The sequence below is a fragment of the Antrihabitans spumae genome (assembly GCF_043944905.1).
GTDB lineage: Bacteria > Actinomycetota > Actinomycetes > Mycobacteriales > Mycobacteriaceae > Antrihabitans > Antrihabitans spumae.
Genome location: NZ_JBIMSN010000084.1, coordinates 1 through 25,740, shown reverse-complemented (window position 1 = coordinate 25,740; position 25,740 = coordinate 1). Strand labels below are relative to the sequence as shown.

Annotated in this window: 27 protein-coding genes, 1 tRNA gene and 2 pseudogenes; 14 read left to right on the top strand and 16 right to left on the bottom strand. The window is 63.3% G+C overall.

Translation table 11 applies throughout. The features are described from left to right. Positions 1–17: 17 nt before the first annotated feature. A complete protein-coding gene (locus ACHIRB_RS19035; RefSeq protein ID WP_199708426.1) occupies positions 18–1,235 on the top strand; it encodes an acetyl-CoA C-acetyltransferase in 1,218 nt (405 codons plus the stop codon). Positions 1,236–1,248: 13 nt separating this feature from the next. Here ACHIRB_RS19035 and ACHIRB_RS19030 read toward each other — a convergent pair whose 3' ends face one another. From ACHIRB_RS19030 to ACHIRB_RS19020, 3 genes are all read right to left on the bottom strand, one after another. Further along, positions 1,249–1,575, bottom strand: a complete 327-nt coding sequence (locus ACHIRB_RS19030) for a DUF1330 domain-containing protein (protein WP_395125542.1) — start codon at positions 1,573–1,575, stop codon at positions 1,249–1,251. A 155-nt stretch (positions 1,576–1,730) separates the two neighbouring features. Beyond that, the gene (locus tag ACHIRB_RS19025) at positions 1,731–2,579 is read right to left on the bottom strand and encodes a Bax inhibitor-1/YccA family protein (protein ID WP_395114700.1); all 849 of its coding nucleotides are present in this window, start codon (positions 2,577–2,579) and stop codon (positions 1,731–1,733) included. A 117-nt stretch (positions 2,580–2,696) separates the two neighbouring features. Next, a complete protein-coding gene (locus ACHIRB_RS19020) occupies positions 2,697–3,812 on the bottom strand; it encodes a class I SAM-dependent methyltransferase (protein WP_395125552.1) in 1,116 nt (371 codons plus the stop codon). Positions 3,813–4,025: 213 nt separating this feature from the next. Here ACHIRB_RS19020 and ACHIRB_RS19015 point away from each other — a divergent pair, with 213 nt between their 5' ends. Beyond that, positions 4,026–5,291 (top strand): serine hydrolase domain-containing protein, encoded by a 1,266-nt coding sequence (locus ACHIRB_RS19015; RefSeq protein ID WP_395114699.1) that lies wholly within the window; start codon positions 4,026–4,028, stop codon positions 5,289–5,291. Here the strand turns inward: ACHIRB_RS19015 and ACHIRB_RS19010 are convergent. The 6 genes and pseudogenes from ACHIRB_RS19010 to ACHIRB_RS18985 all read right to left on the bottom strand — a co-directional run. Beyond that, positions 5,284–6,501 (bottom strand): RNA polymerase sigma factor, encoded by a 1,218-nt coding sequence (locus ACHIRB_RS19010; RefSeq protein ID WP_395114697.1) that lies wholly within the window; start codon positions 6,499–6,501, stop codon positions 5,284–5,286. The two genes, ACHIRB_RS19015 and ACHIRB_RS19010, sit on opposite strands and share 8 nt — an antisense overlap. Further along, positions 6,498–6,851: a YciI family protein gene (locus ACHIRB_RS19005; protein ID WP_395114795.1), complete on the bottom strand. Its 354-nt coding sequence runs from the start codon at positions 6,849–6,851 to the stop codon at positions 6,498–6,500. Before ACHIRB_RS19005 ends, ACHIRB_RS19010 begins: the two co-directional genes overlap by 4 nt. A gap of 174 nt (positions 6,852–7,025) precedes the next feature. Next, positions 7,026–7,685: a hypothetical protein gene (locus ACHIRB_RS19000; protein WP_395114793.1), complete on the bottom strand. Its 660-nt coding sequence runs from the start codon at positions 7,683–7,685 to the stop codon at positions 7,026–7,028. Between the two features lie 5 nt (positions 7,686–7,690). Next, complete coding sequence (locus ACHIRB_RS18995; RefSeq protein ID WP_395125553.1) at positions 7,691–8,143, bottom strand: Hpt domain-containing protein; 453 nt, start codon at positions 8,141–8,143, stop codon at positions 7,691–7,693. 30 nt (positions 8,144–8,173) lie between these two features. Continuing rightward, positions 8,174–8,401, bottom strand: a pseudogene (locus ACHIRB_RS18990) (response regulator); the annotation flags it as partial. Positions 8,402–8,555: 154 nt separating this feature from the next. Then, positions 8,556–9,983, bottom strand: a pseudogene (locus tag ACHIRB_RS18985) (ATP-binding protein); the annotation flags it as partial. Positions 9,984–10,667: 684 nt separating this feature from the next. Between ACHIRB_RS18985 and ACHIRB_RS18980 the strand changes: the two are divergent. Together ACHIRB_RS18980 and ACHIRB_RS18975 are read left to right on the top strand one after the other, a co-directional pair. Then, positions 10,668–11,057 (top strand): response regulator, encoded by a 390-nt coding sequence (locus ACHIRB_RS18980; protein WP_395125543.1) that lies wholly within the window; start codon positions 10,668–10,670, stop codon positions 11,055–11,057. Further along, the gene (locus ACHIRB_RS18975; RefSeq protein ID WP_395125544.1) at positions 11,038–11,949 is read left to right on the top strand and encodes a GGDEF domain-containing protein; all 912 of its coding nucleotides are present in this window, start codon (positions 11,038–11,040) and stop codon (positions 11,947–11,949) included. Before ACHIRB_RS18980 ends, ACHIRB_RS18975 begins: the two co-directional genes overlap by 20 nt. 54 nt (positions 11,950–12,003) lie before the next feature. Here ACHIRB_RS18975 and ACHIRB_RS18970 read toward each other — a convergent pair whose 3' ends face one another. Continuing rightward, positions 12,004–12,735, bottom strand: a complete 732-nt coding sequence (locus ACHIRB_RS18970) for an enoyl-CoA hydratase/isomerase family protein (RefSeq protein WP_395114691.1) — start codon at positions 12,733–12,735, stop codon at positions 12,004–12,006. 190 nt (positions 12,736–12,925) lie between these two features. Here ACHIRB_RS18970 and ACHIRB_RS18965 point away from each other — a divergent pair, with 190 nt between their 5' ends. Further along, positions 12,926–13,783, top strand: a complete 858-nt coding sequence (locus ACHIRB_RS18965) for a cyclopropane mycolic acid synthase family methyltransferase (RefSeq protein ID WP_395125545.1) — start codon at positions 12,926–12,928, stop codon at positions 13,781–13,783. A gap of 76 nt (positions 13,784–13,859) precedes the next feature. Continuing rightward, positions 13,860–15,281 (top strand): phytoene desaturase family protein, encoded by a 1,422-nt coding sequence (locus ACHIRB_RS18960; protein WP_395114688.1) that lies wholly within the window; start codon positions 13,860–13,862, stop codon positions 15,279–15,281. A gap of 50 nt (positions 15,282–15,331) precedes the next feature. Here the strand turns inward: ACHIRB_RS18960 and ACHIRB_RS18955 are convergent, their stop codons facing one another. After that, positions 15,332–15,505, bottom strand: coding sequence for a hypothetical protein (locus ACHIRB_RS18955; protein WP_395125546.1), 174 nt, complete (start codon positions 15,503–15,505; stop codon positions 15,332–15,334). Positions 15,506–15,524: 19 nt separating this feature from the next. Here ACHIRB_RS18955 and ACHIRB_RS18950 point away from each other — a divergent pair, with 19 nt between their 5' ends. The 3 genes from ACHIRB_RS18950 to ACHIRB_RS18940 all read left to right on the top strand — a co-directional run bounded on the left by ACHIRB_RS18950 (position 15,525) and on the right by ACHIRB_RS18940 (position 17,931). Beyond that, positions 15,525–15,806, top strand: a complete 282-nt coding sequence (locus tag ACHIRB_RS18950; protein ID WP_395125547.1) for a hypothetical protein — start codon at positions 15,525–15,527, stop codon at positions 15,804–15,806. Between the two features lie 222 nt (positions 15,807–16,028). Beyond that, positions 16,029–16,874 carry an alpha/beta fold hydrolase gene (locus tag ACHIRB_RS18945; RefSeq protein ID WP_395114686.1) on the top strand — a complete coding sequence of 282 codons (846 nt, stop codon included), beginning with the start codon at positions 16,029–16,031 and terminating at the stop codon, positions 16,872–16,874. A 13-nt stretch (positions 16,875–16,887) separates the two neighbouring features. Further along, positions 16,888–17,931, top strand: coding sequence for an alpha/beta fold hydrolase (locus ACHIRB_RS18940; RefSeq protein WP_395125548.1), 1,044 nt, complete (start codon positions 16,888–16,890; stop codon positions 17,929–17,931). An 85-nt stretch (positions 17,932–18,016) separates the two neighbouring features. Here the strand turns inward: ACHIRB_RS18940 and ACHIRB_RS18935 are convergent, their stop codons facing one another. Continuing rightward, a complete protein-coding gene (locus tag ACHIRB_RS18935; RefSeq protein ID WP_395125554.1) occupies positions 18,017–18,829 on the bottom strand; it encodes a GNAT family N-acetyltransferase in 813 nt (270 codons plus the stop codon). A 177-nt stretch (positions 18,830–19,006) separates the two neighbouring features. Between ACHIRB_RS18935 and ACHIRB_RS18930 the strand changes: the two genes are divergently transcribed. Further along, complete coding sequence (locus ACHIRB_RS18930) at positions 19,007–20,626, top strand: FAD-dependent monooxygenase (RefSeq protein WP_395125549.1); 1,620 nt, start codon at positions 19,007–19,009, stop codon at positions 20,624–20,626. 21 nt (positions 20,627–20,647) lie between these two features. Here the strand turns inward: ACHIRB_RS18930 and ACHIRB_RS18925 are convergent, their stop codons facing one another. Then, positions 20,648–21,073, bottom strand: a complete 426-nt coding sequence (locus tag ACHIRB_RS18925; protein ID WP_395125550.1) for a PPOX class F420-dependent oxidoreductase — start codon at positions 21,071–21,073, stop codon at positions 20,648–20,650. 155 nt (positions 21,074–21,228) lie between these two features. On the opposite strand from ACHIRB_RS18925, the gene ACHIRB_RS18920 reads away from it, so the two are divergent. Together ACHIRB_RS18920 and ACHIRB_RS18915 are read left to right on the top strand one after the other, a co-directional pair. Continuing rightward, positions 21,229–21,693, top strand: a complete 465-nt coding sequence (locus ACHIRB_RS18920; protein ID WP_395114679.1) for an SRPBCC domain-containing protein — start codon at positions 21,229–21,231, stop codon at positions 21,691–21,693. Then, positions 21,690–22,034 carry an ArsR/SmtB family transcription factor gene (locus ACHIRB_RS18915; protein WP_395114678.1) on the top strand — a complete coding sequence of 115 codons (345 nt, stop codon included), beginning with the start codon at positions 21,690–21,692 and terminating at the stop codon, positions 22,032–22,034. The genes ACHIRB_RS18920 and ACHIRB_RS18915 overlap by 4 nt, the downstream gene beginning before the upstream one ends. Positions 22,035–22,050: 16 nt before the next feature. Here ACHIRB_RS18915 and ACHIRB_RS18910 read toward each other — a convergent pair whose 3' ends face one another. After that, entirely contained in the window at positions 22,051–22,731 is a 681-nt protein-coding gene (locus ACHIRB_RS18910) for an ANTAR domain-containing protein (RefSeq protein WP_395114677.1), read from the bottom strand. A 117-nt stretch (positions 22,732–22,848) separates the two neighbouring features. Here ACHIRB_RS18910 and ACHIRB_RS18905 point away from each other — a divergent pair, with 117 nt between their 5' ends. Then, entirely contained in the window at positions 22,849–23,688 is an 840-nt protein-coding gene (locus ACHIRB_RS18905; RefSeq protein ID WP_395125551.1) for a ferritin-like domain-containing protein, read from the top strand. A 122-nt stretch (positions 23,689–23,810) separates the two neighbouring features. On the opposite strand, the gene ACHIRB_RS18900 is transcribed toward ACHIRB_RS18905, so the two are convergent. Both ACHIRB_RS18900 and ACHIRB_RS18895 read right to left on the bottom strand, forming a co-directional pair. Then, on the bottom strand, positions 23,811–25,031 hold the full coding sequence (locus ACHIRB_RS18900) for a lipase family protein (RefSeq protein WP_395114675.1): 1,221 nt from the start codon (positions 25,029–25,031) through the stop codon (positions 23,811–23,813). A 201-nt stretch (positions 25,032–25,232) separates the two neighbouring features. Continuing rightward, positions 25,233–25,306 (bottom strand) — tRNA-Leu (locus ACHIRB_RS18895). Between the two features lie 165 nt (positions 25,307–25,471). On the opposite strand from ACHIRB_RS18895, the gene ACHIRB_RS18890 reads away from it, so the two are divergent. After that, positions 25,472–25,740 (top strand): hypothetical protein (locus tag ACHIRB_RS18890; protein WP_395127746.1); only part of this gene is annotated, 269 nt, incomplete at its 3' end.

Here is a 25,740-nt window from a genome sequence, read left to right as displayed (position 1 = left end):
CTCGAGGAGTTGCGATCATGCCCGAAGCCGTCATCGTTTCCGTTGCCCGTTCCCCCATCGGCCGCGCTGGTAAGGGGTCGCTCGTGTCGATGCGCGGCGACGACCTGACCGCTCAGATGATCCGCGCAGCGCTGGACAAGGTTCCCGAGCTCGACCCGACCGAGATCGACGACCTGCTGCTCGGCTGCGGTCTGCCCGGCGGCGAGCAGGGCAACAACCTGGCGCGCATCGTCGCGATCCAGCTCGGCTACGACTTCCTGCCCGGTACGACGATCACCCGCTACTGTTCGTCGTCGCTGCAGACCACACGCATGGCGTTGCACGCCATCAAGGCCGGCGAAGGCGACGTCTTCATCTCGGCGGGTGTCGAGACGGTGTCGAGCTTCGGCCGCGGCACCTCCGACTCCTGGCCGGACACCCACAACCCCCTGTTCGCCGATGCTGCGGCCCGCACCGCGACGGCCGCGCAGGGTGGCGTCACCTGGCACGACCCGCGTGAAGACGGCGTCATCCCCGACGCGTACATCGCCATGGGACAGACGGCCGAGAACGTCGCCCAGCTCACCGGGATCTCTCGCGAAGAGCAGGACCACTGGGGCGTCCGCTCGCAGAACCGCGCCGAAGAGGCGATCAACAGCGGCCACTTCGACCGTGAGATCACACCGGTCACCCTCGCCGACGGCACGGTCGTCAGCAAGGACGACGGCCCCCGCGCGGGCACGACCTACGAGAAGATCTCGCAGCTCAAGCCGGTCTTCCGGCCGGACGGCACCATCACGGCCGGCAACGCGTGCCCGCTCAACGACGGTGCCGCTGCGCTGATCATCATGAGCGACACAAAGGCCAAGGAACTCGGCCTCACGCCGCTCGCCCGCGTCGTGTCGACAGCCGTCACCGGTTTGTCCCCCGAGATCATGGGCCTCGGTCCCATCGAGGCGTCGAAGAAGGCCCTCGCACTCGCGGGCAAGACGATCGACGACATCGACCTGGTCGAGATCAACGAAGCCTTCGCCGTTCAGGTGATCGGGTCCGCTCGCGAACTGAAGATCGACGAAGACAAGCTCAACGTCTCCGGCGGCGCTATCGCGCTCGGCCATCCGTTCGGCATGACGGGCGCTCGCATCACCGCGACGCTGCTGAACAACCTGCAGACCTACGACAAGCAGTTCGGCCTCGAGACCATGTGCGTCGGCGGCGGCCAGGGTATGGCGATGGTGCTGGAGCGCCTTTCCTGAGTAGCGCGCAGTCTCAGGCCGTGACGAGCACATCGGTCGCACGATGATCGGCGTCGACGCCTTCGATCAGGAAGGCGTCGCCGTCCGAGTTGTCGGTCCGCAGGTGCAGGATGTCGCGGTATGCGGCGGAGTCGTACCAGCCCTCGGCATGGTCGGCGTCGGGAAACGCGATGACGATGAGCGTTCCGTGCCACTCACCTTCGGTGATCTTCGGCGTTCCGCCGTGGATGAGGAACTTGCCCTCGAACGGCGCGAGGGTTGCGTCGATCCGCTGCAGGTATTCGACGATTCCATCGCCGAGCTGAACGTTGGTCAGGTTGGCTACGGCGTAAGCAGTCATTGTGTTCGTCCTTGATCCATCGATTCGAAACCACTTTCTGACACTCTCGATCGTGGTCGAACCAGGTAGATCAGGCGATTACCTCGCAGGTAAGCGAACGCAGACACCGAAAAGCCCCGAGGAGCAATTCCCTCGGGGCTTTTCGACCGGCTGAGCTAATCGTTGTTGAAGTAACTCAACAGACGCAGGATCTCGATGTAGAGCCAGACCAGGGTGACGGTCAGGCCGAATGCAACGCCCCAGGCTGCCTTCTCGGGCGCCTGGCCGCGGATCAGCTGGTCGGCTGCGTCGAAGTCCAGCAGGAAGCTGAAGGCTGCGATCGCGATGCAGACGAGGCTGAAGATGATGGCGAGCGGGCCACCGGTGCGAAGCTCGAAGCCGCCGGGGGTGAAGAAGCCGGCAATCAGGTTGCCGATCATCAGCACGACCACGCCGATCATGGCGCCGATCAGCATCCTCGTGAATCGTGGGGTGACGCGAATCGCGCCGGTCTTGTAGACGACCAGCATGCCGAAGAACACGCCGAACGTACCGAGGACCGCCTGGCCGATAACTCCCGCGCCGCCGCTGAAGCCGAAGTCGACGCTTGTCATGACCCGCGACAGCGCGCCGAGGAAAACGCCCTCGAAGGCTGCGTAGCTCAAGACGAGTGCGGCGTTGTCGGTCTTCCGGGCGAAGATGGCGATCAATGCAAGAACGAGCCCGCCGATGGCACCTACCGCGATCAGCATGCCGCCGAGACCGGGGTTGGAGCTGACTGCAAGGTAGGAAACGAGCGCTACGGCAGACAGAACGCCGAGCGTGATGCCGGTCTTGGTGACGACGTCGTCGATCGTCATCGCCCGCGAAGCCGGCTGCCTCAGCCAGGGATCAGGCTGCGCCTGCTGACCGTACTGATTGGCGAACTGGCCGGCGCCGGCCGCAGCAGAACCGAAATTGGCGTATCCGCCGCCCTGCTGACCTTGCGGCAGGTTACGGAACACCGGGTTGCTGGTGGTACGCACCGTACACATCCCTTCTTGTGGCTCGAGAAACAAGCGTTAACTACTTTGTTCAACGTGCATGGCCCGATCCGAGTTCCCACTCGCGTTCGGACAATTCGGACTCTACCGGCTACACAGTCAATGCGTCAGTCGTCTGCCGTTGCTGATCGACCTGGCCACAGTGAATTTTCGGTTGCGGCCGACGACGTCGGTGCGACCGACGAGCCGCTGGAGCATGCCCCGGTAGTTCAGGTGGGCGTTGTAGACCGTCCACAGCTCGCCGCCAGGTCGCAATACTCGACCGGCGGCCTCGAACATCTTGACCGCTGCGCCGGTATGTACAGCGGCACCGAGGTGAAACGGCGGATTGCACACGATCAGGTCGACGGTGCCGTCTGCGATCGACGCCATCGCATCGTCACGGACGACCTGCACACGATCCCCTACCCCGTTGGCATCGGCAGTCGCGATCGCCGATGCGACCGCAGCGGCGGACTGATCGGTTGCAACGACTGCCGCGTCCGGGCGGTGACGCGCCAGTGCGACAGCGAGAATCCCAGTGCCGCAGCCCAAGTCGACGACGAGGTCGGCATCTCGCATACGTGGGACGAAATCGAGCAGGAACCGCGTACCGATATCCAGCTTTGCGCCAGAGAACGCGGCACCGTGCGCGACGACGGTCAGACCAAGGTCAGTGATCACCTCGGTGACGGGAAACGGTTCTATACCAAGCGATTTCGGGTCCTTCGCGACCAGGACCCTGGATTTCTGTCTGCCAAGACTCGGTGTGACGCTGGCAAATACCTGACCGAGGACGCCGTTCATTGCCAGCGTCAGATGTTTGTCTCGACCACCGGCGAAGACCGTCACATCCTTCGACGCGTACCGGGCGACTGCGTCTGCGATCTCGCTGAGTTCGGCCAGTCCGCGTGGTAGTCGCATCAGCACAACCGTTGCGCCGGTGAGTAATTCCTCGCCGAGACGCAGCGATCGATAGCAATCGGAGCGGCCCGCATCGGCAGCGTTGGCAGCGAGCGCGAGCACACCGGTCAACGGATCCTGATGCACCCGGATGTCCGAGATGCCGTGCTGCACCGCCAGACCGAGCGTCAACGCTCCGAAGTTGTCTCCGATAACTGCGACACCGCCGGGAGTGGTCGTGGCGAGAGCTTCCGCCGCAACGTCGAGCAGTAGTCGGTCAGCTGCGTCGACGGCGTGCAGGTTCGCCGCCTCGATATCCGGGCGGCGGCGCATCCCGTTGAACAGCCCCTCGACACTCTGCACGCGCCAAGTGTGCGCGACGAGCGCTGACGTGGGCGAATCCAGGTCAATTCGGTGAGACTCAGATCACAAACCTGCGTCGATATGATCCCGAACCGTGAGCTGCCTCGCCGGCCGCCATGTGTCACACTGACATCCACCCGCGATCAATGAGGATCGCGGATTTGGCATCTGAGGTGATAACGAATGGGCAAGTTGTCGATGGCTCCCAAGGCCCCGAAGCACGAGTCGGGGGATCTGCCAGGCGGAGTGCGCGGCTCGGCGGACCCGAGGTTCGCGACAGCTGTAAAAGCCTTCGGTCAGTTGTTTGCCCGCCATCGTGGCGGTGGCGCGCTCTCTGTATACGTACATGGCGAGCCGGTCGTCGATGTCTGGGCCGGAACGTCGGACAATGCGGGAACGCAACCGTGGGGAGAGAACACCGGCGCAATGCCGTACTCCGCCACCAAAGGCATCGCCTCAACGGTCATTCACCGCCTCGCAGACCGTAGCCTCATCGACTACGACGCACCGGTCGCCGAGTACTGGCCCGAATTCGGCGCCAACGGCAAATCGAAGATCACCGTCCGGACCGTGCTGACCCATCGCGCTGGTTTGTACGACATGTCGCGCATCGCAAAAAACGTCGACGAAGTTCTCGATTTTCGACTGATGGAAGAACGCCTCGCAGCGGCAAAGCCCGGTCGCCTGCTCGGCACCCCGACCTACCACTCCCTGACCTACGGCTGGCTGCTCGCAGGCATAGCGCGATCCATCACCGGCAAAGGTATGGCCGAGCTGTACCGGACGGAAATCGCCGAACCACTCGGTGTCGACGGCATCTACCTCGGCCGCCCGCCCGCTGGTTCGCTGACCACCGCGGCCGGTTTCAGTGGCCGTGTGGACATGCTCGGGCACCCGATCGGCCGCAAGCTTGTTCCGCTCACGCTCGGTGTCCCCGGACCCCTCGGCAGCTTCATGCGGACCGTCTACGTCCCAGGATTCGAGTCGCTGCTCACCGGCGACCGACCCCGAATTCTCGACACCGAGATGCCTGCTGCCAACGGAACCACCACCGCGCGTGGACTCGCGGCGATGTACGGCGCACTCGCATCCAACGGTGAGACCGCCAACGGTCGGTTCCTGTCAGCAGAGACGGTTCGCAAGCTTTCGCACGTGCAGACGCGCCAATACGACCGCACGCTGTACCTTCCGCTCAACTGGCGGCTCGGATACCACTCGTTCCCCGTCGCAGGCGCCACTCGGACCTTCGGCCACGTCGGCTTCGCGGGCTCCGGTGGGTATGCCGATCGCGACAGCGGCGTCAGCATCGGCTTCGTCCACAACCGCCTGCCACACGCCGTCTTCCTGCCGTTCGACCAGTCGATCATCACCTGGCTCGCACCGCTGGTCCTGCGCGGTCTGCGTGGCACGGTCGACGAGCCGCGCAAGGGTCTGCGGACAGCTAGCTGAGCTTCGCCGCCCGCAGCGCCAGGTAGCGCTGTTCGGGCAGGCTCGCCGTCCGTCGCGATGCGCTGCGGTACGCCTCGCGTGCCGCAGCGAATTCACCTGCGAGTTCGAGCAGATGGCCGCGGACCGCGTCGAGACGGTGCGACTGCGTCATCCGGTCGTCGTCGTCGAGTGTTCCGAGCAGGGCAAGTCCCGCGCGCGGTCCGTGCACCATCGCAACGGCGACGGAACGGTTGAGTGTGACAACCGGACCCGGCGAAACGCGCTCGAGCACGTCGTACAGGGCGAGAATCTGGGGCCAGTCCGTATCCTGCGCGTTCGTCGCCTCGTCGTGGACGGCAGCGATCGCGGCCTGCAGTTGATACGGACCGGTCGGCGTCGCGCCGAGTGTGCGGCTGATCAGAGCGATACCTTCGTCGATCTGGTCGGTATCCCATAGGTCGCGCCGCTGGTCGGCGAGCGGAACGAGCGATCCGTCGGGCTCGGTCCGCGCGGCTCGCCGCGCATCCGTCAGCAGCATCAGCGCGAGCAGACCGGCGACCTCACCTTCGGCCGGTACCAGGCCAACGAGCATGCGCGCCAATCGAATTGCCTCGGTCGTCAGATCTCCTCGATGCGCCGACGGACCCGAACTGGTCGCATACCCCTCGTTGAAGACGAGGTAGAGCACATGCAGAACAACCCGCAACCGCTCCGCGCGTTCGGCATCGGGCGGTAGATCGAACTTCGCACCAGCGGTCTTGATCGTCTTCTTCGCGCGGCTGATGCGTTGTGCCATGGTCGATTCCGGGACGAGAAAAGCGTTCGCGATCTCCGCCGTTGTCAGACCGCCGACCGCTCGCAACGTCAGCGCCAACTGCGACGGCACCGACAACGCCGGATGACAGCACAGAAGCAGCAGGGTCAGCGTGTCGTCCTGATCGTGTGTCGGCGCCGGTTCCGTGAGTTCCATTGCGCCGACGGACTCTTCGCGGCGACGGCGCGCGCTTTCGCTACGCCATTCGTCAACGAGCCTTCGATTGGCGACGGCGATCAGCCACGACCTCGGACTGTCGGGAACCCCGTCGGTCGGCCACTGTTGTGATGCCGCGAGCAGTGCCTCCTGCACGGCGTCTTCGCAGGCGTCGAATTGGCCGTGGCGGCGCACAAGTGTGCCGAGGACTTGCGGCGCAAGCTCACGCAGCAAGTCCTCGATCCGGCGGTCGGTAGTCACTCTTGCGGTGGCGCGTCCCCGACGCGGCGAAGTTCGACCGGCTGCTGGATGCAAGCGACCACCTTCGACGTCAATTCGATTGCCCGCGCTTCGTTTTCGACGTCCACGATCCAGAAGCCGATCAGCGATTCCTTGGTTTCCGCGAACGGGCCATCGGTCGCAACAGGCAGTCCGTTCTGGATGCGCACGGTCTTGGCCTGCGTCGAATCGACCAAACCTTCGGCAACGACGAGTTCGCCGGACTGGACGAGTTCGTCGTAGAAACCGTGCATGAAGGTCATCATGTCTTTGATGTAATCGGCTGATTGGGTCTCGTACATCGTCGCCGCGTCGCCGAACATCATGATCATGTATTTCACGTCTACTCCTTCGATCGGCACCCCGTTCGGGCACGTCACCATTGGGTCGGAGCCCTGGGAACGTTCTCGACATCCCGCGTCGACTTTAAGCGAACCGCATCGCCGAGTGGGCTTTCGCTGCGGCAACGGTCGAGTGCGATTCACAGCCATGGCCCACTCGGCGGACTACTTCAGGACGAAACGGCTCGTCGGCACCACGTCGATGTTTCGGTCCGCGCCGAATCTCGCGACCGAGCCCGCCATTCGCTGCACTCGTGCCATCAATTCGTCGGCATCGCCGCCAGACCCGTAGAACGCGTGCGGATCGGTCAGCGCTTCGATCGGGAACTGCTCTTCGACGATGCCGTCTATGGGCGGAGCCGATTCATCGAGGCCACGGACCACGACGTTCTGGATGTAGCCGAAGGTCGCCTGGGTTTCGATGGCAACGGCTGTGTGGTCGATGTGCCAGCGCCGCAACCACTCTGCGTGCTCGAGCTCTGCCGGCCTGCGCAGAATTGCGATGTTCGCCAGCCCTGCGGACCGCTCTCCCACTGTGACCGTCGGAGGTTCGAGCCGAACGGTCTCGGACACCTCGTACCCCGCAGTGCGATCGGCCAGCCTCGCCAACGGACCGATGTCGAGCGGGTTGGGCGCCCACACCGACACAACCGCCGCGACGGGCTGGTCGAAGGTGGTCAGTCGCAACATCGCACTCGCTACCGCACCGTCGGCGATATTGAGCTGCACTCTCGACAACGGTTGCGTCCGTGCCCATTCGGTGAGGTCGGCACGAAGGTCGTCGCACCACGAGGCTGGTCGATCGTTGCGCCACACCAGATGCATCGTTTTCACGACGAGGACCCCGCTTCAACGAGCCACCCGCGCATTGCGTCCAGCGCCGCTGCATACCCCGTCCTGGCGCGGTCGGCAATCGGACCCGCATCGCCGAGGTCGCCCGTCTTGGCGAGCGCTTCGAGTTCGGCGAAATCGTCCGATACGGCAGCTGCGCCGACCATCGCGGTGTTGGTTTTGATGGTGTGCGCGTGCCTGCGCACTATCGGTGCGTCGCCTCGCTCGAGCGCTGCATCCAGATCGGCGATGGCCTGCTCGGAGCCGTCCAGTATCGCCTCGACGATCTCGACTACACCTTCGTCGCCGACCGATCGAGCAAGTTCGGCGAGGTCGATCACTGCGCCGCTGTCGCCGACATCGGTTGCTGCATCGACGATCTCGACAGCAGTCCTAGGTTCGCCACTCGGCGTGACCTGAGCGAGCGCATCGGCGAGGGCGTTGCGGGACACCGGTTTCGAGATGTGCAACTCCATCCCAGCGTCCAAGCATTCTTCTCGTTCGCTGTCGAGCGCGCTGGCCGTCATGGCAAAGATGCGTGGCTGCCGATCGACGGGCATTCTTCGAATCCGACGAGTGGCTTCGAGTCCGTCCATCTCGGGCATATGCACGTCCATCAGCACAACATCGAATCGTTCCGCCTCGACCCGCGCGACCGCATCCACGCCGTTGTCGACGACGACCGCCTCGTATCCGAGCGACCGCAACATGCGAACCGCGACCTTCTGATTCGCAATGTTGTCTTCCGCCACCCAGAAATCGTAGTTCGGACGCTGGCTGCGACGGCTCCGCTGGGACGTGGCCGTCAGCACAGGTCTTCGCACCCCCGACCAGCTCGAGAAACGAGTCGAGCAAGGCGGCCCGCCGGACGGGCTTCGTCATCACCAGGTCGAAAACCTTTGCTTGCGAGGAGGTTCGACGCACGCTGCTCAGCAACAACATCGGTAGAGCGGCTCCGGCAGCGGTCGCACGCAATGTCGTCGCCAATTCGATTCCGTCCATGTCCGGCATCAGATAGTCGAGGGCAGCGAGGTCGAAGTGCCTGCCGGAGGTAATCCAGCCGAGCGCCTCGTAGGGCGAACCGGTGTCGACGACGCGCAGGCCCCACGCTTCGGCGGAGATCCGGACGATGCGGCGATTGGTTTCGTTGTCGTCGACGACGAGCAGGGTTTTTCCCGACAGCGCCGACACGTCGGGCCGCGGCACCGGTTTCCAATCTGCGTTCGCCTCGCAGACGAACGTGAACGAGAAGATCGAACCGAGGCCGGGGTGGCTCTCGACGGCGACGTCACCACCCATCAGTACAGCGAGCCTCTTGCAGATCGCCAGTCCGAGTCCGGTGCCGCAGTAGCGCCTCGTCGTCGACGCATCGACCTGGCTGAAGGAAAGAAGCAGCCGATCGATCCGATCGGGAGGGATGCCGATACCGGTGTCACGGACGGCCATCTTGATCTCGTGCCGATCGCCGTCGAGCGGTGTCGATGTGACGAGGACGAACACGTCGCCGTGCTCAGTGAATTTGATGGCGTTGGAGAGATAGTTGACGAGTACCTGCCTGACCCGACCCCGGTCGCCTGTCACAACCTCGGGCGTTCCCGGTGCGACGTCGCACACGAGGTCGAGCCGCTTCTCCGCAGCCTTCGGCGAGACGACGTCGAGTGCGTCTTCGACGCAACGCCGCAGATCGAACACTTGGGGATCGAGTTCGAGCATTCCGGACTCGATCTTGGAGAAGTCGAGGATGTCGTTGATGACAGTCAGCAGGTGCTCGCCGCTGGTGCTGATGACATCGACGGCATCGCGTTGGTCGGCGTCGAGCGGACCGTCGCGCAATGCTTCGGCCATACCGAGCACTCCGTTGAGTGGGGTCCGGATCTCGTGGCTCATCGTCGCGAGGAACTGACTCTTGGCTTGGTCGGCCGCCTCCGCTGCGTGCTGCGCTTCCTGCGCGGCCCGCTCCGCGGCACGACGCCGTTCGATATCGGATTGGATCGCGTCGGCCATGTCGTTGAACGAGGACCCGAGTTGGTCGACTTCGACGACCCCGACCGACGTGTCGGCTCGGCGGGCATAGTCACCGCTCGCGATTTCGCGGCTCACTCCGCCGAGCCGCCGCAGTGGTCGAACCAAGCGGCGTTCGGCAAACAGGAATGCCGCTGCGCTCACCAGTGCGAGCAGCACGAGTATGGCGATCTGGATGCCGAGCAACTTGTTGCTGCGGTCGTTGAGGCGTGCAGCGTCGTTCGCCGTTCGTTCGTCGACGCGACGGCCGAAGTCCTCGATCGCCGCCATGATGTCGTCTTTGCGGCGGTTGTAGTCGAAGTCGTCGATACGGTTCGACAGTGCGTAGATTCTGGGGAGTTGGTCCGGCGTGACAGGCGACGTGACCGTCGAGGCATACTCGTCGATCACATCCCGTTCGAGTTCGGCGAGATCGTCGGAGGACTGCTTTGCCCGGCCGAGCGCCTCGAACTCGTCATCGGTGATGTTCGCGGCCCGGAGTAGGTCGAGTAGTGATGCGGGCGGTCCGTAACGAACGTCGCCGTCACCCTTCACCAACACTCGGTCCCAGTACGAGTTGTCGTAATCGACGGGGCGCGGAGCTGTTCCGTCCCTGATCGCGATGATGTCGTTGTAATAGTCGCTATATCGTGACTCACCGGTGGACACGTATAGCCGTACCATCCGAGTCAGATCGTTGGAGGTTTGTCGGGTCGCCTCTGCCAGTGTTATCGATTCGGCACGACGATTCTCAGCGGTCGCACGATCACCGGCGGTAGATTTTTGGAGCGTCGTCACCGTAAGCAGACCGACGAGCAACACCGCAATCGCCGCGAGCACTGCAGCTATGCCCGACCTCACCGACATCGACCGGACCTCCTCATTGGCACTACCTCAACTCGAGAGAATCATCCCCCACACTGGTAACTCCCGTACGGCTGTTCTTCGAGCCGATGGACGCAGCGAGCGGTACACATGACGCGACTACTTCTCATCGAAGACAATTTGCCCGATCGAATTCGGTATCGACGGATGCTCAGCCTTGCGCCGGAGTCTTACGAACTCGTCGAAGTGGGGACAACGACCGACGGTTTGGCTGCCCTCGACACCTCGATCGACGGCGTTCTGCTCGACCACGATCTCCCCGACATCGCGGGGCTCGAGGTGCTGAAGATCATCCGCGATCGATCCGATCCTCCCGTCGTAGTGATGCTTACCGGCGAAGAAGACGCCAACGTCTGCATCGAGGCGCTCAAAGCCGGTGCCGCCGACTACCTGATGAAGCGACGGATCGACGAAGACATCCTCCATCGCTCGATCCGGGGGGGCGCTCGAGCGCGGCAGGTTGGAACGCGAGGTACGTGATCAGCAACGCCGACTTGCACTGTTCTACCGCCTGGCAAGTCAGACCGACGACGCGCTGTTCATCATCGACTCCGTAGAAGGGCGCGTCACCGAGTGCAATCACTCTGCCCGCGCCTGGCTCGGCGTATGGCCGTTCGTCGAGGGAACAGATCCCGCGATACCGTCCGTCTTCCAGAGCTTCGATCAGTGGAAGGCATTTCTCGACGAAGCTGCGACAAAGGGGTCCGCGCGATTCGAGTGGGACGTCAAATCCGCGGACGGCAGCAGCGCGGTCTGTGAAATCCTCGCGCGGCTGGTCAACGAACAGGGTGTGTCCTACGTCGTCGCCGTCGGTCGCGACGTCACCTCGCGCGTCGAAACCGAACGCGACCTGATGGACCAAACGCAGCGCGACGGCTTGACGGGCATTCTCAACCGACGGGCCTTCGACGCCGCGCTTGTCGAACTCTGGGAATCATCGGCGCAAACGACGACTCCACTGGCGTTGCTGATGATGGACGTCGATCACTTCAAGGCCTACAACGACACCCTCGGCCACCCTGCCGGTGACGAGTGCCTGCGTGCTGTTTCCGGCGCGATCGGACGCATGATCCGCTACCCGGGACTGCGGGTATTCCGTTACGGCGGCGAAGAATTCGTCGGTCTGCTTCCGGTCACCGACGTCGGCGCGGCCCGCAACGCGGCAGAGGATCTCAGGCGCACAGTCGAGGGCCTCGGCCTCGCTCATCCCGCATCGCCGACCAGCAACCGAGTCACCATCAGCACGGGCGTCGCGTCCCGAATCCCGAACCTGGACGACGATCCCGCAGACCTGTTGGCCGCTGCCGACGAGGCTCTCTACCGCGCCAAATTCGAGGGCAGAAACAGGGTCGCTACAGCGCTGCCGTTCTGAACGGCGGCTCCGCCGCTCGTGCGTCTTTTCGGCGCGCCCGACCACCGAAAGGACTCACGAGCCGCTTGCGGCTTTCCCTACATTCGAATCGCCCAGCTTGTCTTCGACTCCGCGAACGGGCTCGCGCAACCCGGTCAGCGCCTGGTGGTAGAGACCTTCCTTGATCTCGGCCAGGATGTGCCCGCGAGTGTGTGCCAGGGAAGCGGCGTGCCGGATCGCATTGGGCAGTAACTCGGCTTCGCCCGCTACCTCGTTGACCAAGCCGATGGCGAGTGCGTCGACGCCGCCGTACCGACGTCCGGTCGTCAAGGCGTCGTGTGCTGCTCGTTCTGGCAATCGCGCCGAGGTGAGGGCGATGGTGCCCGGCGAGTACGACACTCCCAGCGTGATTCCGGGGAAACACAGAAAGCCGCGGTCGTCGCGCATCGTCACATAGTCGTGGGTGATTGCCAGGAACGCGCCCGCACCGAACGTGTGCCCCTGCAATGCCGCAACGGTCGGCACCGGGAAGGTGAGCAGACGCGCAAGCAGCAACTGGATGTCGGACAGGTACTCGTCGATCCTGCCGGGGTTCTCCGCGCCCCACGCGACGTCCGCCCCCGTCGAGTAGTACTTTCCGGTTGCCGTCGTCACCAACGCGGTCGGCCCGTCGAAGGCTTCGACCTCGTCGAGGAGTGCGTGGACCTGCCTTATCCAGTCGGGATGGAAGCGGTTTTCGGTATCGCCTCCCGACTCGTCACCCAGGTACATTACGAAGACGGAATCAGTTCGCTCCAAATACGGCACGGGGGCGACCGTACCCGTCCTTGGATCGTTGCGGAGTCGATGCATCGGCTTCGATCGAAAGTCCATCCGTAGCACTGGCTGCTACGAACCTCTTACGGGTCGAGATCATCCGCCCACGTCTTTCCTGCCACGCGTGCAGGATCCATCACGCAACAGTTGCGTCCGTTGCGAACTCGCAGAAGGATCCACGATGGCGAATCTGAAGCCGTTCTTCGAAGACGTACAGGCCCACTACGACCTTTCCGATGACTTCTTCGCACTCTTCCTCGATCCTTCCCGGACCTACAGCTGCGCGTATTTCGAACGCGACGACATGACGCTGGAAGAGGCGCAGCTCGCGAAAATCGATCTGGCCCTTGGTAAATGCGACCTGAAACCAGGTATGACGCTGCTCGACATCGGCTGCGGCTGGGGCGCGACGATGAAGCGCGCGGTCGAGAAATACGACGTCAACGTCATCGGACTTACGCTGAGCAACAACCAGCACGACTACGTGACGGACCTGTTGTCGACCGTCGGTGGATCGCGGACGAAGGAAGTTCGACTGCAGGGCTGGGAAGATTTCGACGAACCGGTCGATCGAATCGTCAGCATCGGCGCGTTCGAGCATTTCCGGCGGGTGCGGTACGACGAGTTTTTCTCGCGCTGTCGGCGGCTGTTGCCCGCGGACGGCCGGATGCTGCTCCACACGATCGTCGGCTACGGATTCGAGCTACGGAAGATGGGCATCCCCGTCACCGTCGACGACATTCGGTTCGCCCGATTCATCCTCACCGAAATCTTTCCCGGCGGACAGTTGCCGTTACCGCATTGGGTACCTGAGCATTCCGCGACGGCCGGCTTCTCGGTCGAGCGCATCCAGCCGCTGCAATTGCACTATGCACGGACGCTCGACCTCTGGGCGGAGGCTCTGTCCGCCCAGCGCGACGAGGCAATCAGCATCGCGTCCGAAGAGGTCTACGACCGCTACATGAAGTACCTGACCGGATCGTCGAGCCGCTTCCGCATCGGCCACATCAACGTTGTGCAATTCACCCTCGTCAAGTAACACCTGTAGCTTCGGTATCGGTACCGAAAACGTCCCGAACCGAGGAGCCGACGATGTCAGAGTTCGCAGTGGCGCGATGACTACGGCGGTCATCGTCGGCAGCGGACCGAACGGCCTCGCTGCCGCAATTCACCTCGCCCGCAACGGCATCGAGGTGCAGGTCCTCGAGGCTGCTGACACCATCGGCGGCGGACTCCGATCCAGCGAGCTGACCGCACCTGGACTGATACACGACCACTGCTCGGCGATTCACCCGATGGGCGTCGCGTCGCCGTTCTTCGCCTCGATCGACATCGAAGGTTTCGGTCTGGAATGGCTGTGGCCCGACATCGATTGCGCGCATCCGCTCGACAGCGGTTCCGCGGCACTGCTGCATCGTTCGATCGACGAGACGGCGTCCGGTCTCGGCGACGACGGTCGCCGGTGGCTCGGTCTGTTGCGCGGCATGGTCGACGGCTACGAAGGACTGTCGTCGGACTTGATGCAACCCATCGTCCATGTGCCGAGGCATCCGCTGAAGTTGGCGTCGTTCGGTCCGCGCGCGTTGGCACCCGCCACCGTTGCCGCGAAACTGTTCCGGACGGATAAGGGTCGGGCGCTGTTCGGCGGCCTTGCGGCCCATGTCTATTCACGCCTGGACCGACCCGCGTCGGCTGCTGTCGGGCTGATGATCGCAGCGTCAGGACATCGGCACGGCTGGGCCGTCGCCAAAGGTGGATCCCAATCGATCGCGGATGCGCTCGTCGCCGTCCTGTCCTCGCACGGCGGCAACGTAGAAACCGGCGTTCGTGTGCGGAGCGCCGCCGACATCCCCGACGCCGACATCGTCGTACTCGATGTGTCCCCCGACGCCGTGCTCGACATCTACGGTGAGCGGGTGCCACGGCGAATCGCGCGCTCGTATCGCAAGTTTCGCCGTGGACCAGCCGCGTACAAGGTCGATTTCGCCATCGACGGCACCGTGCCGTGGCTCGATCCCGAATGCGGTCGGGCAGGGACTGTGCACCTCGGCGGTTCGTTCGCCGAGATCGCAGCAGCAGAAAAGGACGTCACCCTCGGCCGAATGCCCGAGCGGCCGTTCGTTCTCGTCGGTCAGCAGTATGCCGCCGATCCGTCTCGATCCGCAGGCGGCCTGAATCCGCTCTACTCCTACGCACATGTGCCGCAAGGCTTTTCCGGCGATGCCACCGAGGCGGTCATCGCGCAGTTCGAACGCTTCGCCCCTGGCTTTCGCGAGCGGATAGTCGAATCGGTCAGCATCGGACCCGCGCAGTTGGCCGCAGCCAATCCGAACAACGTCGGCGGCGACATCATCGGTGGGGCGAACGCGGGACTGCAGGTTGTCCTACGCCCGCGAATCGCGGTCGACCCATACAGCGTCGGCATTCCTGGGGTGTTCATGTGCTCGTCGTCGACTCCCCCTGGGGCAGGCGTGCACGGGATGCCCGGCTACAACGCTGCGGAGTCTGCGCTGCGGCAATTGCGAAAGCGGAAATAGTGTTGGTTTACTCCCGGATTCCGGGAGTAAACCAACACTCTTTTCAGTGGCTAGCCGTTCCCGGGGTCTATGTCCGGCGGAATGATGTCCGGATCGTGCGTCGGCGGATCGATGTCCGGCGGAATGATGTCCGGATCGTGCGTCGGCGGATCGATGTCCGACGGAATGATGTCCGGATCGTGAGTCGGCGGCAGTAGACCCGTCGCATGAGTGGTTGGCTGCAAGGGTGGCGGAACGACAGTTGTGGGGACCAGCGTCAGGGGCGGCGGCACAATGGTCTTCGGCGGTGGCGGCGGCGGGGCAACCGTCCGGCTGGCCGCAGACGTCGTCGACGCACCAGCCGTGGTCGACGCAGGTGCCGTCGAACTCGACGTCGTCTCGTCGCTCGACGAATTGTCCGAGCACGCCGACAACACCAGCGCACCGCCGGTCAAAACTGCGGCAACGATCGCTCTCTTCTTCACAGGCAGCACGTCCCAACGGTTGCAAGCATCGAACCCGACCGCAGCAAGCATAAGCACCTAAAGACCCCTGAGCAGGGGAATCAGCGGAAAAATGGGGTAGCTGGGCAACACCTGAAGTGACTCGAGTCACAGGTACTCCGGATGCTCGACAACCTCACTCGTCTACTACGTTCACCGTTTACGATTCGCGCTGATGTGTCAGGTACGGTTCCCGTTACCAGCCGTCACAAACACGGATTCCTGCCGCGCCACGAAGGTAGGGAGAACAACAGAAAGGTCGACAATGACTGTCGCCCCCGCTGCGCTTCTGCGCTCGCCGTCCCTCGCGTACGACGTAACCGGGTCAGGACCGACACTTGTTCTCCTCCATGGATTGACCCATCGGCGGCACGCGTGGGATCCGATCGTCGACCTCTTGGCCGAGCATCGCCGCGTTGTGACGGTCGACCTGCCCGGTCACGGTGAGTCCCCGATGTCGGAGACGGACGGCAACCTGCTCGATGCCGCCATCGCCGAACTCGATCAGTTCCTCACCGATGTCACGCCTGCGGGCGAACTCCCCCATGTCGCCGGCAACTCGCTCGGCGGCTGGGCCGCACTCGAATTGGCCGCACGTGGTCGAGTCCGGTCGGCGACAGCGTTGTCGCCGGCCGGATTCGCCGTGAACAGCCTCGACCACCGTCGCTCGCTTGCCATCTTCACCAGCCTGCGTGCGAGCGCCAGACTGATCGGTCCAGAAGCGGCTTCAAGAGCGATGCAAACGAAGCCCTCGCGTTCGCTGATGTTGGGCGCGTTCTACGGCCGACCATGGCTAGCCGACGTCGACGCCGCTCAGATCGACGTCCGGTCGCTGCTCGAGAACCAGGTTCTCGACCGTGCGCCTGCCGAGGCACCGACCTTCAGTCCCGTCGTCGACGTGACCACACCCATCACCGTCGCATGGGGCAGCCGGGACATGATTCTGCCGATCTACCAGGCCAAGCGTGTACTGCGCACGTTCCCCAACGCCAAGCTGATCAAGTTGCGCGGACTCGGCCACGTTCCCATGCAGGACGACCCGAAACTCGTTGCCGAGGTGCTGCTGTCGGGTAGCGCAACCGTCGCACCTCGCGCCCGGCGCCGTAAGTAGCTGGTTCGGACCGATGAGCACGATGCTGGAAAACCTGGATTCCGCTGCGCGTAATGCGTGGGCGGTGACGTTCGGCGACGGTGTCGAGCCGTACCAGCCGACCCCGTCGACGGTTGTGCATGCAGCGCCCCACGAGACGCTGCGACGGTACGATCGAACGACTGCGGCGTCCGGAAATCCGGTCCTTCTAGTCCCTCCGCTTGCCGTGGTGATCTCCTGCTACGACCTGCGACCCAGCCAGAGCGTTGTCGAGCTTCTGCTCGAGATCGGCAAGCAGCCCTACGTCGTCGACTACGGCGACATCACGTGGGCCGACAGAAACATGGGCCTCGAAGACTGGACCCACAGGATCGTGCCGGACGCGGTGCGGCGGGTGTCCGAAGCCCACGGCGGCGCTCCCGTCGATCTGATCGGCTGGTCCTTCGGAGGCATGTTCTCGGTTCTCACCGCCGCCGCGCATGCCGATCTGCCGATCGCTTCGGTCACCGCGGTCGGCGTTCCCTTCGATCAGACGAAGAATCCCGGCACTGCACTCCCCCGGCTGGTCGGACCGATCACGGGTGGACGCGAAGTCGCATACTCGACGTGGATGTTCGGCGGAATCCCGAAGCAGTTGGTACGCGCGGGTTTTCGGATCCAGGCGCTCGAACGCGAAATCACCCGACCGCTCTTCATCGGCCGCAACATCCTCGACACCGAGGCGCTTGCGCGGATGGAGTCGGTCGACAGATTTATGGCTCGGATGCCGGGCTATCCAGGTCGGTTCTACCGACAGGTGTATCGCCGCCTGATCCTGCGCAACGAATTGATCACCGGCACAGTGCATATCCGCTCCGACCTCGCCGTCGAGCTGGCCAAGCTGACCTGCCGGGTTTTGCTGATCGGCAGCAAATCCGACCTTCTCGCACCCGCCGCATCCGTCGAGGGGGGCAGGCAGGTGCTGACAGGCGCAAGCGAAGTTCGCTACGAACAGGTCCGCGGCAGCCACCTGGGCATGCTCACCGCCCCTGAGGCGCGCGACTCGGCCTGGAAATCGATTGCGGAGTTCCTCGGATAGCACGACAAGTGCTGCTGATGCTCCACTGGTCGCGCCTGCGCGCGGAAACCCGCTGGTACTCCCCAATAGTGGAGTGTCAGCTGCGTTATGGCTGCTTCACCAGAACTGCTCTGGTGTAGAGCAAATCGAAGCCTTGCCGCTGCACGTTCTGTTGGGACTTCGAGCCCGGCTGCGTCGTGACGACGGCGACGTCGCAGCCGGCTGCTGCTGCGTCGGCAAGCCGAGCAGTGAGCAGTGCCGTCTGAACTCCGTTGCGGCGGTGGGTAAATGCCGTCGCGGCACCTGTCAGCTGCGCAACACCATCGGAGATTCGCACACTCGCACCGCCCGCGAGCTCACCGTCACGCCACGCCGAATAGCGCGCAACCCCTGCTGCGGAGACGAAGTCGCGCATCGCAGCAGCGATCACCTCACGCGGAAACTCCTCGTGCGATGCCGCACCCTGCGTGTCAGGAGCAGCAAACGCTGCCGCGACGAGATCGATCCACGCCTCGAACTCGTCGCCGGCACTCGGCCTTATCTCTACACCCGCGGGGACGATCCGCTCGGTGTCGGCCGAAACCGCAAGGCCTAGAACATTTTCGAAACCTTCGAGTCGATAGCCACGTTCGGTCAACCGCTGCCCGATCACAGGATCGACGAGGTGTGCAAGTTCGACCTGCACGGGTGAACCGAGCGCGAAGAAGGCACGCTCGATCTCGTCGAGCTCGGCCGCAGTAGGTACACCGCCGAAGCCGAGCCCCGCGACCTTGTTGAGCGGTGAATTCTCGTCGGCATAGCTGGCCATCCCGCCGGCCACTGGAACAACGAAACCCTTGTCGTCGCCCCGGCGCAATCGGGCCGCCGCACTGCCCTTGCTGATGAGCTGCGATTCGACGCGTTCGATCCGTTCGGCCATGGCTGTGTCGCAGAAGAGCGGAGTTCGGTGAGCAGTCACCAGATGAAGTCTGGCACCGGCTACCGCTGGTTGTCGACCGAATTTGCTGCAATCGATCGACAAAACACCACGTCGGTCGGGAATCAGGCGAGCATAATTCCTCTATCGTTCCGGGTTCGACTCGTGAGGTGGAAACACATGTCCGATACCGATGTACTCGTCGTTGGAGCTGGGCCGATCGGCCTCACCGCAGCCGTCGAACTGCGGCGACACGGCGTTGCGTGCCGCATCGTCGACCCGCTGCTAGAACCACGCCAGTACGCGAAAGCTGTTGGCGTTCAATCGAGAACACTCGAAATCTTCGAAGGCATGGGTGTGTTGCGGCAGGTTCTCGACGCGTCCATTCAGATGCGCGGACAGATCATGTACGTCAACGGTGAAGAGGTCGGGCGCATCGAACTGCGGTTGCCCGCCGACGTGCCGTTCGAATTCATCGGCATCCCCCAGTACGAGACGGAGCGGATCCTCGCGGAACAGCTTCCGTCGCTTGGCATCGCGGTCGAACGTGGCACGCAGCTCACCGGTTTCGAACAGGACGCCGACGAGGTTCGGGCTGTCCTGTCAAGCCCCGACGGAGAGGAGACCGTGCGTGCGAAATACCTGATCGGATGCGACGGCGCACACAGCATCGTCAGAAAATCACTGGGCCTTTCGTTCGAGGGCGGGGCTTTTGCCGAGCAGTACATGCTCGGCGACGTAGAAGTCGATTGGTCTCTGCCCCGCGGCTACGGCATTCGGGCGACACACCAAACCGACGGCGTCACAGACGAAGCTCTCGTGTGTATCCCCCTACCAGGGCGACGACGCTATCGGATGTCGATGCTCGTTCCCGATGATCTCGCCAAACCTGCTGCGACAGAGGGTGATCAGATCGCCCACGGCTTCGAGGCCGGTGCGGTCCCCGAACTGTCGCATATCCAGGCCGTGCTCGACCGACTCTCGCCGGAGCCGACCCGCGCATCCAACATGCGGTGGTCGTCGGTGTTCAGGATCAGTCACCGCATCGTCGATTCCTACAGTAAGGGAAGGGTTTTCGTCGCAGGGGACGCGGCCCATATCCATCCCCCGACCGGCGCACAGGGCATGAACACCGGAATTCAAGATGCTCACAACCTGGCATGGAAGCTCGCGCTCGCCGTCGACGGGCAAGCCTCCGACGGGCTGTTGGCAAGCTATGACGCCGAAAGGCGCCCTGTCGGCGAAGAAGTCGTCGGCCGGACCGTGAAGAGCGCTCGGGAAGGTATCGGAGCCGATTCGTCGGACCCCGACTACGTCGTCCGACGTGAGGCGCAACTGTTGATCTCCTACGCGGACAGCCCGATCGTCGCACCCTCACCCGATGCGGACCCAGGTCCGCGCGCCGGGGCTCGCGCACCCGACGCGAGGGGTCTGTCCCGAGATGCCGTCGCCGACCCGATCCGTCTCTTCTCGTTGCTCGGCCGACTCGAGCACACCCTGCTGATCTACGCGGGACCGGATACCGTGGCGTCGGAGTTGGGTGTCATCGAAAGGCTTGCCGAGACAGCAACAACCGACGCGCACGGCCACCTCGACACCTACCTGATCGCTGCACCGAGTGCCGATGTCGGTGAAACGATTCTGCCGTTGATCCGCGATGTGGACGGCGACTTCGCCAACGCGTACTCGGCAGTCGGCACGGCGACCTTCATCGTTCGCCCGGACGGCTACCTTGGATACGCGCAGCGCGACACCGCCGTGGACAGCGTCGTGAAGTACTTGAAATCGACCTTCGCCTGAGACCCGATCGCCTGAGCGCTCTCAGCGGATCTTTGCGCCGTACACGTGCTCGATCGTCATGGCCATAAGCACCCTGCGATCGGAAACCATGACAGCGCGGTATTCGTCCCAGTCCGGGTGCTCGCCTGCGGCGCTTCGGTAGTAGTCCACCAAGGCCTCGACCTCGGGTCCGTGTGGGTCTGTTCCCGGTCCGGTCAACGTCGCCGTCCCGTCCGCCGTCGCCCATGCGTAGCCGTCGGAACTCGTCACTTCCAGTGCGGCGCGGGGGTCGCGCCGAAGGTTGGCTGTCTTGGCGCGGCCGTCGGTCATCGACACGTAGATGATTCCTGCCTCTTCGTCGACGTACGGCGTCACCGGCGACAGTTGGGGGCGCCCGTCGGACTTGATCGTTGCGAGCACGCCGAGGCGTGCTTGCGCGAGCAACGTGCGTGGGTTGAATTCGGTCATGTGCAGATTCAAGTCGTATCGGAGCGCCGGTTATTCCGGTCCATCCCCGGCCCGCTGTCCGGCCAACAGAACGCATGCGCAATTGATGGTTGCGCATCCCCGTGGAGTCGGATAACGTCATACGCAACCAATCGTTGCCAATCAGAGGACATGCCATGGAATACGGAAAAATCGAACGCACGTTGTTCATCGACGCGACGCCCGACGTGGTCTTCGACGTCGTCAGCAGCCCGGAGCATTTGAAGGAGTGGTGGCCGCAGGAAGTCGTCGACCTGGAGCCCGTCTCGGGCTCGCGCGGAACCCTGATCTGGCACCTCACCGATCCGGAACCCGACCACATCGCGTCGATCACCGTGGTCGACGCACAACCGCCGCGCCTGTTCTCCTTCCGCTGGCTCCATCCCGCCGATGACGCTGCAGCCGTGGGTAATTCGATGCTCGTCACCTTCGAGCTCACCCCTTCCGGAGAAGGCACGTCGCTACGTATGACAGAAACGGGATTCCGCGAAATGGGTTGGGAAGTAGCCGTTTTGGAAAAGGAATACAACTCTCACATCGAAGGCTGGGGCATCCACCTGCCTCGGTTGGTCGAGTACAGCGAACGGGTGGGCTCGCGATGACAACCATCGGCGACGACGACCTCTGGTCGGCGATCGGTGACCCGACCCGGCGGCGGATGCTCGACCTGCTGCTGGCCGACGGTGAAGGAACCGCAACAACTCTCAGCGATCGACTACCGGTCACCCGACAGGCGGTCGCGAAACACCTTGCGGTGCTTGATCGTGTCGGATTGGTCCATGTGACGCCGTCAGGACGCGAGCGGCTTTACCGAATCGATGATGCCCAACTTGCCCGTGCCGTAGCGCAATTGAACGCGGTCGGGAAGACCTGGGACAGCAGGCTGCAGCGGATCAAGCGCATTGCCGAAGCGATTCAGCAAGCCAAGGACAAAAAGAAGTAGGTCGCGTCGCCCGGGACTACCCGGGCGACTCGGCGGATACGATCTGCTGCGCGATCTCCACCAACGGGGTATTCGTGTCTTGCGACAGCTGGCGCAGCAGTTCGAATGCCCGCACGGCGTCGGACTTGTAGCGCTCCATGATCATGCCCTTCGCCTGGCCGATGATGTCGCGAGTCATCAACGCCGACTTCAACTGTTCCTCGTTCCGGCTCGCGACGATTGCGGCAGCAGCATGCGCAGCGAGTGCGGACCCGATCGCTTCCGCCTGCGCATCGAAAGCGTTCGCGTGCTTCGCGAAGATGTTGAGCGCGCCCGCTTTCCGTCGACTCGTATACAGCTTGAAGGACAGCCCGCTCAAGACTCCGGCCTCCACCGCGGCTGGACCGTAACGCGGCCACCGACGGTCGGTTCGGAAGTCGTCGGTACGGACCACCAGTTCGTCGACTGCCGCTTCGAGGCACGGCCCCTCACCGAACTTTTCTTGATACCGATCGAGCGTATGCGGCAGTTCGGAGGTGCACGCGCGCGACTCGAATGCGCCGCTCGTGGAGATGAGCAGAATGCCCGCCGCATCGGCCGCCGGCAGAATATCGACAACGGATGCAGTGACCGCCGCGAGCACGGAATCGAGACTTGCCGGTGCGGCTGCCGTTCTCGCGAGTTCGGACAGTCGTGCAACTAAGTTGTCAGATTCCATGTCGGACGCGCTCCGGTCGTCTTGGGATACACGGTCTTAAAGGTCCTACCCCCTGCGGACCGCGCGAAAACGCACAGTTGTTTGCTGCACACGGGGTGTTGGGTACCCCACTTTGATATGCCGACAACGACAGCAACGAATGCCATCATCACTCAACTCCGCGCTCTCGCAGCGCTGACCAACACCGAGATCATGATCGCGGAGACACGCACCGCGCAGGCTCGGAGCGCAGCGGTCAGCAAGGAACTGCGGGAAAATGCCAAGAACGGCCGAAAGCGAACCGAGGAGATCGAAGCCACGATCCGTCGCTTCGGTGCCGTACCTGCGTTCATCGGCCCGGTCGCCGGTCGGATCGGCGCGACTATCAAGACCGTGTTCGAGCAGGCCCAACCGTTCGACGAGGCGGTTCTCGGCGATCTTGCGCTCGAACACCAACTGCTCGGACGCTCCACCTACCTGCGGGCACTCGCGGTTCAGGTCGAAGACCAGACGCTCACCGAGTTGGCCGACCGCCTCATCACAGCGCACCAGGCGACCGTCGATTGGTTGACGACCGTTCTTGCCGAGGAAGCACTCGGCGGCCCCGCCGCTCTACGACGCACTCCCCTGCAGTCGGCAGCAGCATTGGCAACCACGGTGTTGAATCTTCCTGGCGGTTGGGTCACCAACATCGGCGATCACCTCGCCGAATCAGCCAAGCAGGTGCCCGCGCGGGTCGGTGAACTCGTCAGCTTCGGCCGCGGACATACAACGCCAACCGCTGACGAACTCGCGATCGAGGGATACGACGACCTCAACGCTTCCGCTGCAATCGACGCCATCAGGTCGCTCCGAAGCCCGAAGGACATCCGCAGAGTCGTGGCCTTCGAGGAAGCAACCAAGAACCGCTCGACCGTCGTTTCAGCCGCACAGACTCACGTCGCAGCGATCGCGAAAGACACCGTCGGCGTGTCGTAGACCATTTCCGGAAAGAGCAGAGCAGGCGAACCATCGGTTCGCCTGCTCTGTGCCGTAATCCGGTGCGCTACTTGCGCTTCGCGCAAGTTGGCGGTCGCGAACTCTGCGGGACAGACGTGCAGTCAGCAGGACCGTACGGTCGGCTGATTCTGAAACTTCTTGTCGAGCCAGTCCAGAGCCTGGAACATGCCGAGCGGTGCGGCAGACAGATGATCCGGGGTCGGCGTGAGCATGGTGAAAAGGTCGACTCCGGCGGCGCAGTAGCGACCGAGGGTGTTGTCGATAGCCGGGACCGGAATCAAGCCGTCGATTGGGCTGTGCCATTCGAAAACAGGCGCATTCGGAATGCCCGGGTAGAACTCCAGACTATTTTCGTCCAGCAATTGCCAGACGGCTGGAGTGTCCATGTAGTTCGGGTTGTCCGTCAGCTGACCGGCGCTCTTGTAGAACCCGACGAACATGGCCTCGTTGGTGCATCCGTTGATGACGAAATCGGCGAGCCATCGACCGTACCCATTGAGCTGACTGGCGACATCGATGCGGTCCGGATACTCGCGCTCGAGACCGAGCAGGGCAATCGCGGCGAGACCGAACGCGATGTGTGGCTGGCTGCCGAGTGCGCGCGCCATCTCCGTGAGATTCATCGGGACTCCGCCGTACGCAGACCCGATGATCGGAAGCTCGGGTGCGTAGGTACTCGCCAGCGCTGCCGCCCAGGCTGTTGCCATCCCACCACCGGAATAGCCGCCGAGTCCAACCTTGCTGTTGGTCACCATGAACTCGGGCACGTTTTTGACGGCCCGAATGGCATCCAATGTGAGCTGACCGCCCAATTTCGCGGCGCCGTACGACATCCTCGGACCCAGGTGATCAGGCAGCACGACCGCCCAACCGCGGGCGAGCGCCAAGTTGAGGCCGGGCATCTCCAGGATCAGGTTCATCGGGTCGGACGTATACAGCTTCGAGGCAACTTTGCACTTGGTGCCGAGCGCATTGATGATGTGCTGATACGACAGCAGTGGGGCGTCCGGCGCATGGTTCGACGGGAGTATGTACGTCGTGTTCGCCGCGATCGGCTTGTCCTCGGAGTCGGTGCTTCGGTAGAGCACCTCGAATATTCGACTCGTCGGGAAATAGACGTGCCACGGCCTTTCCCGCATCTTCAGCACGTCGCCGTTCGCGTGCTCGGCGAGGTCGGGTGGCGCGGCATAAAACGGATCCGGATCCGGTGTCGGCATCAGCGGCGCCGCGGCAACATGGCTCGGCCCCACCAGTGTCGCTGCAAGTGCGAGCAGCAAGCCCATTACGCTGGCGCGAACCAATGCACGGAAGAAACGGCCCATGGGTATCCTTTTTCATCAAAAACGAGGCGGCCGCCGGATCCCCACCCGAGAAACCGCACGTTGGCATGATCATGCCAGATCGATACGTCTCGAATCCATAACTTGACGGCCATTTCCGGCACAAACGCATACTGCGCGCGACAATCCGGGCAAATCGCGTCGAGTGCCAGAAAACTACGGCCAACTAGCTCGCCCCTTCGGTGCCCCCAGTCGGACTCGAACCGACACTGTGCGGATTTTAAGTCCGCTGCCTCTGCCAATTGGGCTATGGGGGCTTCTCGGTGTCACAGAATGTCACATCGCGGCGATAGGCACTGAAAGGCCGCTGGTTGTCGTTTCATTCATTCGAACGAACGATTGCCCAAACGCCAACCGATAGGCAGATTCGAGGTCGGGGAGGATCCGCACTGCCGAAGCAGGTCGAACTAGGGGTTGACGAAGTGAATACGAGGACTCGCGCCGACGAGCCGATCGCTGCACGCCCCCTTCACGGGCCACAAGGCCGAGTTCGACCAGGTAGCGGTAGACAGCGGCGCGCACGCGGCCTCACGTTGCCGCAGATTCTGGCGGCGGCTGTCGAGGCCAACCCGACATCGGTTGGTGTCACCTGCGCAGGGCGTTCGTTGACCTACGCCGAACTCGACGAGCGGTCGGTTGAGTCCAGCAGGATGGTGTACGACCGGACGCCAGCAAAGTCTGAGCGTGTCGT

Coding starts and splice junctions, on each gene's coding strand:
- ACHIRB_RS19035 (WP_199708426.1), top strand. CDS start 18: ATGCCCGAAGCCGTCATCGTTTCCGTTGCCCGTTCCCCCATCGGCCGC.
- ACHIRB_RS19030 (WP_395125542.1), bottom strand. CDS start 1,575: ATGACTGCTTACGCCGTAGCCAACCTGACCAACGTTCAGCTCGGCGAT.
- ACHIRB_RS19020 (WP_395125552.1), bottom strand. CDS start 3,812: ATGCGCCGCCGCCCGGATATCGAGGCGGCGAACCTGCACGCCGTCGAC.
- ACHIRB_RS19015 (WP_395114699.1), top strand. CDS start 4,026: ATGGGCAAGTTGTCGATGGCTCCCAAGGCCCCGAAGCACGAGTCGGGG.
- ACHIRB_RS19005 (WP_395114795.1), bottom strand. CDS start 6,851: ATGATCATGATGTTCGGCGACGCGGCGACGATGTACGAGACCCAATCA.
- ACHIRB_RS19000 (WP_395114793.1), bottom strand. CDS start 7,685: ATGCATCTGGTGTGGCGCAACGATCGACCAGCCTCGTGGTGCGACGAC.
- ACHIRB_RS18980 (WP_395125543.1), top strand. CDS start 10,668: ATGACGCGACTACTTCTCATCGAAGACAATTTGCCCGATCGAATTCGG.
- ACHIRB_RS18965 (WP_395125545.1), top strand. CDS start 12,926: ATGGCGAATCTGAAGCCGTTCTTCGAAGACGTACAGGCCCACTACGAC.
- ACHIRB_RS18960 (WP_395114688.1), top strand. CDS start 13,860: ATGACTACGGCGGTCATCGTCGGCAGCGGACCGAACGGCCTCGCTGCC.
- ACHIRB_RS18945 (WP_395114686.1), top strand. CDS start 16,029: ATGACTGTCGCCCCCGCTGCGCTTCTGCGCTCGCCGTCCCTCGCGTAC.
- ACHIRB_RS18940 (WP_395125548.1), top strand. CDS start 16,888: ATGAGCACGATGCTGGAAAACCTGGATTCCGCTGCGCGTAATGCGTGG.
- ACHIRB_RS18935 (WP_395125554.1), bottom strand. CDS start 18,829: ATGGCCGAACGGATCGAACGCGTCGAATCGCAGCTCATCAGCAAGGGC.
- ACHIRB_RS18930 (WP_395125549.1), top strand. CDS start 19,007: ATGTCCGATACCGATGTACTCGTCGTTGGAGCTGGGCCGATCGGCCTC.
- ACHIRB_RS18925 (WP_395125550.1), bottom strand. CDS start 21,073: ATGACCGAATTCAACCCACGCACGTTGCTCGCGCAAGCACGCCTCGGC.
- ACHIRB_RS18920 (WP_395114679.1), top strand. CDS start 21,229: ATGGAATACGGAAAAATCGAACGCACGTTGTTCATCGACGCGACGCCC.
- ACHIRB_RS18915 (WP_395114678.1), top strand. CDS start 21,690: ATGACAACCATCGGCGACGACGACCTCTGGTCGGCGATCGGTGACCCG.
- ACHIRB_RS18910 (WP_395114677.1), bottom strand. CDS start 22,731: ATGGAATCTGACAACTTAGTTGCACGACTGTCCGAACTCGCGAGAACG.
- ACHIRB_RS18905 (WP_395125551.1), top strand. CDS start 22,849: ATGCCGACAACGACAGCAACGAATGCCATCATCACTCAACTCCGCGCT.
- ACHIRB_RS18900 (WP_395114675.1), bottom strand. CDS start 25,031: ATGGGCCGTTTCTTCCGTGCATTGGTTCGCGCCAGCGTAATGGGCTTG.